The organism is Micromonospora sp. NPDC057141 (assembly GCF_042670805.1).
GTDB lineage: Bacteria > Actinomycetota > Actinomycetes > Mycobacteriales > Micromonosporaceae > Micromonospora.
This window is the reverse complement of the sequence record NZ_JBHUVA010000026.1, coordinates 16289-28635: the sequence shown is the minus strand read 5'-3', so window position 1 is coordinate 28635 and position 12347 is coordinate 16289. Positions and strand designations below refer to the sequence as shown.

The following is a 12347-nucleotide window of genomic DNA, read 5'->3' as shown; positions in this document are numbered from 1 at the left end:
CAACAGACGTACAGGTATCTCGGATCCTCCGCCCTGAGCCGGGCTGGCCTCGCGCTGACCACCAGCGGCGGGCCCGCGACGAACCCTGGTTCTTCAGCGGCTTCCGCACCACGCCGTGGGCCGCCGCCGGCCGGCTCGATGCCGTCGGCATGGGCGCGCGGCTGGGGGACCTGGTCGCCGGCAACCTGGTGAAGCTGACCCGCGCCGTCGAGCCGCTGCGGGACGAGCCGGGTGGCGACCGAGGCGCGCCGCCTGCACCGGGCGCTCACCGCCGGCTGACCGGCGGCCCGGCCCCGGGGCGCTCAGCCGGGGGCGGGCGCGGCCAGCGGGACGCTGTCGCGCATCGCCCAGTCGCGGCTGATGTCGGCGGCGGTGCGCAGCAGGCGCGGCAGGTGCTCGTCGACCAGGGTCTCCACGCTGGTGTCGGCCGCGTGCACGGTCACGTTCAGTGCGGCGACGATGCGTCCGTCGCCGTTGCGCACGCCGGTGGCCACGGAGCGGATGCCGGGGGCGAGATCCTGGTCGGCGAGCGCCCATCCCTTGGCCCGCACGTCGCGCAGCGCCCGGCCCAGCTCGGCCCGGTCCGGCTGCCACCGGGAGACGACCCCGGAGCGGGTCGGTTCGGCAAGGACCCGGTCCAGATCGGCGGGATCGAGCGCGGCGAGCAGGACCTTGCCCATCGACGTGGCGGGGGCGGGGAAGCGGGTGCCGATCGTCACCGCCAGGGTGACGATCTTCGGCACGGCGACCCGCGCGACGTAGACGATGTCGCCGCCGTCGAGCTGGGCCATCGAGGTGGACTCGCCGGTCTGCCCGACGAGCCGCTGCATGTGCGGCCGGGCGACGTCCCACATGGTCAGCGAGTTGATGTAGGTCATGCCGAGCTCCAGCACCCGGGGGGTGAGCGCGTACCCCCGGTCGGCGACCCGGACGTAGCCGAGCTCCTCCAGGGTGAGCAGGATGCGGCGGACGGTGGGCCGGGCCAGGCCGGTGACACCCGCGACCTCGCTGAGCGTCATCACCGCCTGGCCCGGCCGGAAGCAGCGCAGCACGTCGAGCCCGCGGGCCAGGGCCTCGATGAAGTCCGGTCCCGCCTCGCGTGCCATCGGGCTCCCTTCGCCGTGCTCGACCTGCCGCCCGGGCGGGCGCCCGCGCGGCAGGCTAATGCTTCCACTGGGCCGAGCCGGCGTCCCACTCGGTGTACGTGTACGGGTTGTCGAGCACCGCCGTGGCCGGGATGTCGGGGTTCATGCCCCGGTGCCACGCCTCCTCGCCCATGGCGTCCATCAGGTACGACACCGTCGCCTCGACCCCGCGCCGCGCGGCGGCCAGGTCCACCCCGACGAGCCGGTGCTCGTGCTTGACCACCCGGCCGTCGACGACGACGGTGTGCACGTCGCCGCGCTGCGCCTGGAAGGCCACGTGCCCGTACGGGTTGAGCAGCGGGAACATCACCGGCGAGGCGTCGTTCTTGAGCAGCACCACGTCGGCCTTCCTGCCGACCTGGAGGCTGCCCACCTGCGAATCCATGCCGAGCGCGCGGCTGCCGCCCCGGGTGGCCCAGTCGACGACGTGCTCGGCGCGCAGGTGGGCGTGGGTGACGGTCTCCTGGCGGGCGTGCGCGTCGAGGTGCTCCCGGGCGCGGTCCGCGCCGAGGGTGGCGCGCATGGCCGAGAAGAGGTCGCCGCTCCACCAGACGCTGGTGTCCATCGACAGGGACACGCCGATGTCGTGCCGGCGCAGCGCCCAGGTGGGCGGGTAGCCCTGGCCGGCGCTCTGCTCGCTCTCCGTGGACACCGACACGGAGCCGCCGGTGGCGGCGATCCGGTGGTACGAGTCGGGGTTGAGCGTGGCGGCGTGCACGTAGACGGTGGACGGGGTCATGAAGCCGTGCTCGTGCATGAGCCGGATGCCGTCGTCGTTGGTGGCGCCCCAGACCCCGGCGTGGGTGGTCACCGGCACGCCCAGTTCCCGAGCGACCTCGAAGGCGGCCTTCTCGGGGAACGACGGGTCACCGGTGACGTCGAAGGCGAGCTGGAAGCCGAGCCGGCCCCCGTCGATGCGGCGGCGGTGGAAGTCGCGGAACTCGGGGCTGGTGGCCCACTCCCACGGGCCCTGCTGGATGTTGCCGTAGGCGAGGACGAAGCGGCCGGGCACGGATTCGAGGGCGTCGGCCGCCGCGTCGGCGTGGTCGACGGTCCGCAGGCCGTGTGACCAGTCGACGGTGGTGGTCACCCCGGCGTCGATCGCCTCCAGGGCGGCGAGCACGTTGCCGGCGTGGACGTCCTCGGGGCGGAACAGTCGGCCGTGGTCCAGGTAGTACCAGACGAAGTACTGGGTGAGGGTCCAGTCGGCGCCGTAGCCACGCATGGCCGTCTGCCACATGTGCCGGTGGGTGTCGATCATGCCGGGCATGAGGATCCCGCCGGCGGCGTCGATCTCGACCGCGTCGTCGGGCGCTTCGAGGTCGACGCCGACGGCCGCGATGCGGTCGCCGACGACGAGGACGTCGGCGTCCGGCAGCACCGTGTGCCGGTCGTCCATGGTCAGCACCAGCCCGTTGCGGAACACCACCGGCCGGCCGGCCGCCATCCGGTCGACTGCGCTCATCGCCGCCACCACCCCTTCCCGGGTCGAGGCCCGCCGATCCTGCGGACGAGTGTCCGTGCAGCGGTCAGTGGGCCGATTGGCGCAAGTGTGTTCCGGGCCGCGGGGCATGTCAAGAACATGTTTCGGTACCGGTCATAATAGCTCAAGCGGTGCATTGCTGCCGGGCGGCGTGTCCGGAATGTTGCCAACATGGGGCCGTTGACAGCGGACCGGTGGGCGGCAAGACTGGCGACATGGCGGACAGTTGTCCGCATGGCGGTCGACGAGAGGTGATCGGGTCATGGGGGAGCAACGGTCGGGCCCGCTGGACGGGCTCCTCGTCGCGGACTTCTCACGCATCCTCGCCGGGCCGTACGCGACGATGCTCCTGGCCGACCTCGGCGCGCAGGTGATCAAGGTCGAGGGCCCGGCCGGCGACGACACCCGCACCTGGATGCCACCGGTGCGCGACGAGGTCTCCACCTACTACCTCGGCATCAACCGCAACAAGCGTTCGATCGCCCTGGATCTGAAGGATCCCGCCGACCTCGACGTCGCCCGGCGGCTCGCCGCCCGCGCCGACGTCATGATCGAGAACTTCCGGCCGGGCGGCCTGAAGCGCTTCGGCCTCGACTACGACACCGTCGCCGCCGGCAACTCCCGCGTCGTCTACGCCTCCATCAGCGGCTTCGGCACCGGTGCGGGCGCGAACTACCCCGGCTACGACCTCATGGTCCAGGCGATATCAGGCCTGATGAGCCTCACCGGCGACCCCGACGGCCCGCCCTACCGGGCCGGCATCTCCGTGTTCGACGTGATGGCCGGCCTGCACGCCAGCATCGGCATCCTCGCCGCCCTGCACCACCGCGAGCGCACCGGCACCGGCCAGCACGTCGAGGTCAACCTGCTCTCCTCGGCGCTGTCCGGCCTGGTCAACCACAGCAGCGGGTACGTCGCCGGCGGCACCGTGCCGTTCCGGATGGGCAACGCCCACCCCAGCCTGTTCCCCTACGAGCCGCTGCCCACCGCCGACGGCGACCTCATCGTCATCGCCGGCAACGACGGGCAGTTCCGCAAGCTGTGCCAGGTGCTCGACCTGCTCGACCTGCCCGACGACCCCCGCTTCGGCCGCAACCAGGACCGCACCGCCCACCGCGAGGCCCTGCGCCCGATCCTTGTCGAGCGGCTGGCCCGCCGCACCAAGGACGAGTGGTTCCGCGACCTGCTCGCCGCCGGGGTGCCCTGCGCCCCGATCAACACCATCGACGGCGGGGTCGCTCTGGCCGAGGAGCTCGGCCTCGACCCCGTGGTCACCGTCGGCGACATGCCCGGCGTCCGCAACCCGATCACCTTCTCCGACACCCCGGCCCGCTACGAACTGCCGCCGCCGGGTCTCGACGAGCATGGCGAGGAGATCCGCGCATGGCTGACGAGCTGACCTTCCCCACCTCCCTCGGCACCTCCGACCCGACCACCATCCGGCTGCTCGGCCACGACCTCGCCGCCGACCTGATGGGCTCGGTCGGCTTCGGCGAGCTGGCCTACTGGCTGGTCGCCGGCCGCCGCCCCAGCTCCGGCGAGGTGCGTGTCTTCGAGGCCGTGCTCGTGGCGCTCGCCGACCACGGCTTCACCCCGACCGCGATCGCCGCCCGGCTGACGTACCTGAGCGCGCCCGAGTCCCTCCAGGGCGCCCTCGCCGCCGGCCTGCTCGGCGGCGGCTCCCGCTTCCTCGGCGTCACCGAGGACTGCGGGCGCTTCCTCGCCACCACCATCGCCGCCGCCGGAGACGCCGCCACCGCCGCCGAGACCGGCGACTGGGACGCGATCGCCCTCGACGCGGTGCACCGCGCCCGCGCCGAGAAGCGCTTCGTCCCCGGGCTCGGCCACCCGGTGCACAAGGAGCAGGACCCGCGTACGCCGGTGCTGATCCGCATCGCCGAGGAGGAGGGCCTGCGCGGGCCGCACCTGCGCCTGTTCGAGGCCATCGGCCGGGTCCACCCGCAGGTGCTGGGGCGCACCCTGCCGCTCAACGGGGCCGGCGTGTGCGGCGCCGCGCTGGCCGACCTGGGCCTGCCCGTCGAGCTGCTGCGCGGCTTCGCCCTGCTCGCCCGCGCCGCCGGGCTGCTCGGCCACCTGGCCGAGGAACGCCGCAACCCGATCGGCATGGACGTCTACCTCGCCGTCGACCGCAACGCCGTCTACCAACCGCCCGAGAGCATGTGACCGTCAAGGAGCCGCCATGGCCACCGTCGTCGCGGTGATCGCCTCCACCCACCACCCGTTCTACTACCGGGCCAGCACCGCCACCGGCGCGGACCGTCCCCCCTTCGCCGACGAGTGGGTCAGCAAGATCCTCGCCTTCCGGCAGACCCTGACCAGGGCGAAGCCGGACGTGCTGGTGATGGTCGGCTCCGACCACTTCCACCAGCTCTGGCTCGACAACATGCCGCAGTTTCTCGTCGGCAAGGCGCCGTTCTACGACGCGAACTGGTACAACGAGGAGCGCGAGTTCGGGCTGCCCCGGATGTTGCTCGCCGGCCAGGAGGACCTGTCCGGGCACATCCTGCGCGCCGGCCTGGACGCCGGCTTCGACCTGGCGTTCAGCAACGAGCTGCGCATCGACCACAGCATCACCTGCCCGATCGTCACGCTGCGCCCCGAGGCCGACCTGCCGATCGTGCCGATCTACACCAACATCTTCGCCCCGCCGCTGCCGCAGCCGAAGCGCTTCGTCCAGCTCGGCCAGGCCATCCGCGAGATCGTCGAGTCGTGGCCGTCGCACCTGCGGGTGGCGATCATCGGCACCGGCCACCTGTCGCTGGAGCTCGGCGGGCCCCGCCAGTTCGGCCCGCACGGCCCCGACCCCGAGTTCGACCAACGGGCCGTGGAGTGGATCGCCAACGGTGACCTCGACGGCTGCCTGTCCGAGGTGACCCTCGACAGCCTGCACGCCCCCGGCAACGCCACCCACGGCTTCATGGACTTCATGCTGATGATGGGCGTGGCGGGCGCGGGCGCCAGGGCCGACCACGTCGACACCCTCGACCTGTTCCACACCATGGAGGCGTACTTCACCTGGTACCCGAACGGAGCGCCGGCATGAGCAGGTACCTGCTGAACAAGTTCCTCTACACCGTCGACCGGGACCCGGAGCTGGTGGAACGCTACCGGGAGGACCCGGAGGGGCTGGTGCGGTGGTGGGAGGCCGAGCGGGCCAACGCCGTGCTCAACTGCCACACCGGCGAGGCCAGCACCTGGCTGCGGTTCACCCCGGCCGAGCGGGCCGCGCTGACCGCCCACGACCACGTCGCGCTGTTCCAGCTGGGCGCCCACCCGTTCCTCACCCTGACGCTGTTCATCGCCATGTTCGAACGGGACAACACCGAGCCGCTGGAGTACCAGAAGGCGTACGCCCTCCGGCTGGCCCACTTCGACCTGCCGTACCCGGACATCGCGACCTGAACGCGTGACGGCGGACCGGGGGTGGACGCGGTGGCCCGGCCGAAACGTCGGCCGGGCCACCGGCACGCACCGGCTCAGCTCAGCAGGAACGTGGTCCGGTCCCCGGCCGCCGGCCCGACGATCAGCCGGCCCCTGTCGTGCCGCAGGTACGCGCTGGCGTCGCCGGCGAGCTGGAGGGAGACGCCGCCACCGGTGCGGGGGACCCGGCGGAAGCTCGCCGAGGTCGCCTCGGGGCCGCCGGCCGTCACCGGGACGATCTGGACGGTCCCGTCGACGACCCGGACGTACCGGTCGGGGAAGTTGACCGACCGCAGCGACTCGGTGCCGGTGCCGGCGAGCCCCGGCACGAACCGGAACTGGGTGTCGGCCAGCTCGCGCACGCCCTTGTCGACCCGTAGCACGTACTCCCAGTGCCGCACGAAGGCGGTGCGGGCGTCGGCGGGGGAGAGGCGCACGATCGGGCCGCCCTCGCCCACGGGCACCCCGAACAGCGGGGAGCCGTCGCCGTGCCAGTACAGCCGTTGCACCCGGGTGTGCCGGTTGGGGTCGTAGAGCGGGTCGCCGGTGATGTCGCGGTAGTCGCGGGCGTGGTAGACGAGCACGTCGGTCACGCCGTCCTCGGCGACGGTGAACGAGTTGTGCCCCGGGCCGTACCGTTTCGTCTGCTCGAAGGTGGCGAAGACCGGGTCGGGGGTCTTCACCCACGACCGGTTGTCCAGCAGGTTCGCGCCCGCGTCGGCGGTCAGCAGGCCCATGCAGTACCGGGCGTCCGTGGCACTGGCGGAGAAGGTCAGGAAGACCCGCCCGTTGCGCACGAGAACCGCCGGGCCCTCGTTGACCGCGAAGCCCTGCGTCTCCCAGGCCCGGGTCGGGGTGGCGATGCGCACCGGCTTGGTGCGGATGGACCACGGCGTGTTCATCTCGGCGATGTACAGGCTCGTGTTCACCGCGATCTCCGGCTCGGCCTGCGCCCACACCAGGTAGCGGCGTCCGGCGTGGGCGAACGTGGTCGCGTCGAGAGAGAAGTCGTCCCACTCCGTGACGATCTGTCCGCGCAGCGTCCACCCGGCGGGGTCGCGCGGGTCGGCCAGCGCCGACTCCAGCACGTACATCCGGATGCGGAACACGTTGTCGGAGTCGCCGGCGGCGAAGTAGATGTACCACCGCCCGTCGATGCGGTGCAGCTCCGGGGCCCAGATGTGCCCGGCCATCCTCCCGCTGGCGGGCCGCCGCCAGACCACGGACTCGGTCGCGGCGGCCAGGCCGGCGATGGTGGACGCCCCCCGTACGACGATCCGGTCGTACTCCGGCACCGAGCCGGTGAAGTAGTACATCCCGGCCACCGGGCGGGTGATGAACGGGTCGGCGCGCTGGGTGATCAGCGGGTCGACGGTGGTGACGCCGTATACCTCGGCGTCGGTGCGGGCCACGCCCGGCCGGGGGCCGGCGGTGGCCGCGGAGGACAGCCCGGCGACCATGCCGGTCGCCGCCACCCCCAGCCCGCCGCGCAGCAGGACACGTCGACTCATCGGGTACGTCATCGTGGCTACCTCACTTGGTCCGGATGCGCAGGAAGGTGACGGAGTTCGGCGCGAAGGTGCGGGTGAAGGCGCTGGCGATGCCGCCGACGGTCCGGGTGGCCGGCTGGATCGGCTCGGCCGAGCGGGTGTTCTGCTCGCCCGGGTCGCCGGTGATCACGGTCATCCGGGCCCGGTCGCGCACCCGCAGCCCGCCCAGGTCCACCCGGGTCACGGCGGCCTTGTCCTGGGCGTTGACCACCTTGACGATCAGCTCGCCGGTGGCGTCGTCGCGGGTGACGACCTGGGCGAACGGGCGGGTGACCCGGTCGTCGGTGAAGCTGGCCCACTCCTGGCCGTCGAGGAACAGGGTGACCTTGGTGCCGCGCACCTGCACCTTGACGTCGTACGTGGTGCCGGTGGTGATCCGGTTGGGCTTGGCGAGCAGGGTCTCCTTGGCACCGTTGGTGGCCTTCTCCACCGCGCCCTGGGTGTTGTTCCAGCCGCCGAGGTTCCACCAGTAGAAGTTGCCGGAGTCCTTGACCCCGAACGCGATGAGGAAGCCCTCCGCGCCGGCGTTCTTGCGGGCGGTCAGCGTCAGGTCGTAGTCGCTCGCCGTGACGTCGGTGGCCTTGACCAGGGTGTCCTGCGCGCCGGTGTCCGACTGCGTGTACGCGCCGTCGACCACCGACCAGGTGCCGCGGTTGGCCAGCGGCGTCCAGGCGTTCGCCCCGGCGGAGAAGTCGTCGGCGAATAGCACCGTGCCGTCGGGAGCGGTGACCCGTACGTCGTCGTACGTGGCGGAGGTGGCCCAGGTCGACAGGCCGATCGCGCCGTTGATCGGCGTCGGCGCGGTGGACGGGCCGGTGACCCGGCTTGGCACGGTCCGGTCGCCGACGTTGTTCATGAACAGCTTCTGCACCTGGTAACTCGTGGACCCCCACGACTCGTCGTTGTCGAACCAGATCAGGTCGGGCCGCCACTGGACGTTGTCCACGTTGGCCAGCAGCGGCGCGTACGAGGCCATCCGCACCACGTCGGCGTTGCGCTCCAGACCGGTCATGTACGCCGCCTCGGCCAGCGAGTTGGACAGCTTGTTGCCCTGCGAGGCGTACTCGCCGAGGAAGACCTTCGGGCCGGCGCGGTCGTAGGAGTCGTAGCGGGTGTTGTTCTGCAGGAACCACGCCGGGCTGTTGTAGTAGTGCTCGTCGACCATGTCGACGCCGGCGGCCCGGTTGAGCTGCCAGAGCCGGTCGAAGGTGGTGCCCTGGTCGTCGGGGCCGGAGTTGCCGATCACGGTGATCTCGGGATGCTTCGTCTCGATAGCGGCGCGGAACTTCTCGAAGTTGGCGAAGTACGCGTCCGGAAGGTTCTCCTCGTTACCGACGGCCAGGTGGGTCAGGCCGAACGGCCGAGGGTGCCCCATCGACGCACGCAGGCCGCCCCAGGTGGAGCTGGTCGGTCCGTTGGCGAACTCGATCAGGTCCAGGGTGTCGGAGATGTGCCGTTGCAGCAGCGCCTCGTCGGCGGTGGCGCGGTTCTGCCCGCAGCCGGTGACCAGGGCGGGGACGACGGGCAGCGGCATCGCCCCGATGTCCTCCGAGAACTGGAAGTACTCGTAGTAGCCCAGGCCGTAGGACTGGTTGTAGCCCCAGAAGTTGGCGTTGGTGGCGCGGGTCTCGACCGGGCCGACGGTGTCCTTCCACTGGTAGGAGCGGGCCCGCGGCCAGTTCGAGGCGGCGTCGTAGCCGTACATGCTGCCGGTGTTGACCAGGCAGCCACCGGGGAACCGGACGAAGCCCGGCTTCAGCGCCGCGATCTTCTCGGCGAGGTCGCGGCGCAGGCCGTTCGGCCGGTTGCGGAAGGTGTCGCGGGGGAACAGCGAGACCATGTCCAGCCGCAGGACGCCGGTGCCGCCCGCGCGCACCGACAGCCGGCCCGCGTCGGTGGTGCGGGTCGCCCGCAGCGTCCCGGTGTACTTCGTCCAGCCGTCGCCGCGCACGGTGCGGGCCAGGGACGCGGCGAGGGGCTGGCCGGCGGCGTCGTGCAGGGTCACCGTCAGCGGGGTACCGGCGGCGGCGTCGGTGCGGGCCCAGACCGAGAAGTCGTACGCGCGGCCGGCGCGCACCGCGATCCCGGTGGTGTAGCCGGCGTTCGTCACGCCGTACCGGCCGCCGCCGGTGTTGGCGAGGTCGAGGCGCAGGTAGGTGCGGTTGCGCTCGTGCAGCCGGGCGGCGTCGTCCGCCGCGGACGCGGTGCCGGCGCCGCCGTCGGCGGTGGGCGTCCACCCGGTCAGCGGGGTGTAGGACGGGTTGTCGGCCGGGAGGAACTCGAAGGAGCGGTTGCGGACCAGCTCGGCGTGGAGCCCGCCGTCGGCGGCGAAGTTGATGTCCTCGAAGAACACCCCGTACATGGAGTCGCTGATCGGGGTGCCGGCCGCGGCCGGGTCGACGGTGATGGTGTATTCGGGCTCGGGTGCCGGCGTCCTGGCCAGGCCGGGCGCGGCGGTGGCGACGGTGGCGGCCACCAGCGCGGCCGCCGCGAGGCCGAGCAGTGGGTGTGGTCGGAACATGTGTGCCTCCTGGACATCGGCACCGCCCCGGCATGCCGGGGCCGGGCCCGACGCGCCGCGCCCCGGTTGGACGGCCCTGAATGTGAGCGCTAACACGGGGGAGTATTGCCGGCGGATGAAATCCGGTCAATAGTCGGGTTACGAGAAGCCGCCTCCCGGGCCTTCCCGGCGCGCGACCGGCGCGCAGCCCCGCCGACGGGTGACCGCGATCACGAAAGTGGTGCGCTGCGTCAAAACGGCGTCAAGAAACGGCCCGCCGCCGTCATGGTCGCGTTATGGCCCTGGCCGGATGCCGCCGACGGGGGTTGTGTTTGTCCGGCGCGACCGGAAGACGGTCGCGACAACCGTGTCCGGTAGGAGGAAACGACCGTGTCCGACCTGGGGTACGTGCTGGTGACGGTGGCGCTGTTCGCGGCGCTCGCCCTCGTGGTGAGGGGCGTGGAGAAGCTGTGAGCGCCGTCAACGCCGTCGGCTTGGTGCTGGCGATCGGCCTGGGCGTGTTCCTGGTGATCGCCCTGCTGTTCCCGGAGCGGTTCTGATGACCACGACGACAGCCGGTGTGCTGTTCGCACTCTCGCTCGTGGCGGCCCTGGTCGCCGTCCACAAGCCGTTCGGCGACTACCTGTACCGCGTGGTGGCGGGCACCCGGCACGCCCGCGTCGAGCAGGTCGTCTACCGTCTGGTCGGGGTCGACCCGGCGGCCGGGCAGAGCTGGGGCGTGTACGCCCGCGCGGTGCTGGCCTTCTCCGCGGTGTCGATCCTGTTCCTGTACGCGTTCCAGCGCGTGCAGAACCACCTGTGGCTGTCCCTCGGCTTCGCCCCGGTGGTGCCGCACGGGGCGTGGAACACCGCGGTGTCGTTCGTGACCAACACGAACTGGCAGTGGTACTCGGGCGAGTCGACCATGGGACACCTGGTGCAGATGGCCGGGCTGGCGGTGCAGAACTTCGTCTCCGCCGCCGTCGGCATCGCCGTCGCGGTCGCCCTGGTCCGCGGGTTCGCCCGCGGTCGTACGGGCGAACTGGGCAACTTCTGGGTCGACCTGACCCGGATCGCGCTGCGGGTCCTGCTGCCCGTCTCGGTGCTCGGGGCGCTCGTGCTGATGCTCGGCGGCGTGGTGCAGAACCTGTCCGCAGGCACCGACGTCACCACGCTCACCGGCGCAGTCCAGACGATCACCGGCGGGCCCGTGGCCAGCCAGGAGGTGATCAAGGAACTGGGCACCAACGGCGGCGGCTTCTACAACGTCAACAGCGCCCACCCGTTCGAGAACCCGACGGCCTGGACGAACTGGCTGGAGATATTCCTGCTCCTGGCGATCCCGTTCAGCCTGCCCCGGGTGTTCGGCCGGATGGTCGGCCAGAACCGGCAGGGATACGCCATCGCCGCGGTCATGGCGATCCTGGCGGTGGCGAGCGTCGCCCTGACCAACGTCTTCGAGCTGGCCGGCCACGGCACGGTGCCCCAGGCGGTCGGGGCCGCGCTGGAGGGCAAGGAGGTGCGCTTCGGGGTGTCGGACTCGGCGACCTTCGCCGCGGCGACGACGCTCACCTCCACCGGCGCGGTGAACTCGTTCCACGACTCGTACACCGCCCTGGGCGGGATGATGCCGCTGGTCAACATGATGCTCGGCGAGGTGGCTCCCGGCGGTGTCGGCTCCGGCCTCTACGGCATGCTGGTCCTCGCGGTGATCACCGTCTTCGTGGCCGGCCTGATGGTCGGCCGGACCCCGGAGTACGTGGGCAAGAAGATCGGCGCGCGGGAGATCAAGCTCGCGTCGCTGTACTTCCTGGTCACCCCGGCGCTGGTGCTGGCCGGGACGGCGGCGGCGTCCGCCACCGGTAACAACTCCACGGCCCTGAACGCCGGCCCGCACGGCCTGTCCGAGGTGCTGTACGCGTTCACCTCGGCGAGCAACAACAACGGCTCCGCGTTCGCCGGCATCACGGTCGGCACGCCGTGGTGGAACACCGCCCTGGGCTTGTGCATGTTGCTGGGCCGGTTCCTGCCGATCATCTTCGTGCTCGCACTGGCCGGCTCCCTGGCCCGCCAGCCGCCCACCCCCGCCACCGGGGGGACCCTGCCGACCCACCGGCCGTTGTTCGTCGGGATGGTCGTCGGCGTCACGGTGATCCTGGTCGCGCTGACCTTCCTGCCCGCGCTCGCGCTCGGCCCCCTCGCCGAGGGGCTGTGACCACCATGAGAGA

At 71.8% G+C, this 12347-nt stretch carries 10 protein-coding genes; 6 read left to right on the top strand and 4 right to left on the bottom strand.

What is annotated here, in order from left to right:
• Positions 1-302: 302 nt before the first annotated feature.
• Both ACFT41_RS16030 and ACFT41_RS16025 read right to left on the bottom strand, forming a co-directional pair.
• A complete protein-coding gene (locus ACFT41_RS16030) occupies positions 303-1106 on the bottom strand; it encodes an IclR family transcriptional regulator C-terminal domain-containing protein (protein ID WP_377587721.1) in 804 nt (267 codons plus the stop codon).
• Between the two features lie 55 nt (positions 1107-1161).
• Positions 1162-2610 (bottom strand): amidohydrolase family protein, encoded by a 1449-nt coding sequence (locus ACFT41_RS16025; protein ID WP_377587722.1) that lies wholly within the window; start codon positions 2608-2610, stop codon positions 1162-1164.
• Between the two features lie 280 nt (positions 2611-2890).
• Between ACFT41_RS16025 and ACFT41_RS16020 the strand changes: the two genes are divergently transcribed.
• Genes ACFT41_RS16020 through ACFT41_RS16005 form a run of 4 tightly spaced genes read left to right on the top strand, consistent with a single transcriptional unit; the run spans position 2891 to position 6051 of the window.
• A complete protein-coding gene (locus ACFT41_RS16020) occupies positions 2891-4027 on the top strand; it encodes a CaiB/BaiF CoA transferase family protein (protein ID WP_377587723.1) in 1137 nt (378 codons plus the stop codon).
• A complete protein-coding gene (locus tag ACFT41_RS16015; protein ID WP_377587724.1) occupies positions 4012-4812 on the top strand; it encodes a citryl-CoA lyase in 801 nt (266 codons plus the stop codon). The genes ACFT41_RS16020 and ACFT41_RS16015 overlap by 16 nt, the downstream gene beginning before the upstream one ends.
• 16 nt (positions 4813-4828) lie before the next feature.
• A complete protein-coding gene (locus ACFT41_RS16010; RefSeq protein ID WP_377587725.1) occupies positions 4829-5692 on the top strand; it encodes an extradiol ring-cleavage dioxygenase in 864 nt (287 codons plus the stop codon).
• Positions 5689-6051: a hypothetical protein gene (locus ACFT41_RS16005; RefSeq protein WP_377587726.1), complete on the top strand. Its 363-nt coding sequence runs from the start codon at positions 5689-5691 to the stop codon at positions 6049-6051. The genes ACFT41_RS16010 and ACFT41_RS16005 overlap by 4 nt, the downstream gene beginning before the upstream one ends.
• 74 nt (positions 6052-6125) lie before the next feature.
• Here the strand turns inward: ACFT41_RS16005 and ACFT41_RS16000 are convergent, their stop codons facing one another.
• Positions 6126-7580: a family 43 glycosylhydrolase gene (locus ACFT41_RS16000; protein WP_377587727.1), complete on the bottom strand. Its 1455-nt coding sequence runs from the start codon at positions 7578-7580 to the stop codon at positions 6126-6128.
• Positions 7581-7602: 22 nt separating this feature from the next.
• The gene (locus tag ACFT41_RS15995; RefSeq protein ID WP_377587728.1) at positions 7603-10140 is read right to left on the bottom strand and encodes an alpha-L-arabinofuranosidase C-terminal domain-containing protein; all 2538 of its coding nucleotides are present in this window, start codon (positions 10138-10140) and stop codon (positions 7603-7605) included.
• 449 nt (positions 10141-10589) lie between these two features.
• Between ACFT41_RS15995 and kdpF the strand changes: the two genes are divergently transcribed.
• Entirely contained in the window at positions 10590-10679 is a 90-nt protein-coding gene (kdpF, locus tag ACFT41_RS15990) for a K(+)-transporting ATPase subunit F (RefSeq protein ID WP_377587729.1), read from the top strand.
• Positions 10679-12334, top strand: a complete 1656-nt coding sequence (kdpA, locus tag ACFT41_RS15985) for a potassium-transporting ATPase subunit KdpA (RefSeq protein ID WP_377587730.1) — start codon at positions 10679-10681, stop codon at positions 12332-12334. The genes kdpF and kdpA overlap by 1 nt, the downstream gene beginning before the upstream one ends.
• Positions 12335-12347 lie beyond the last annotated feature (13 nt).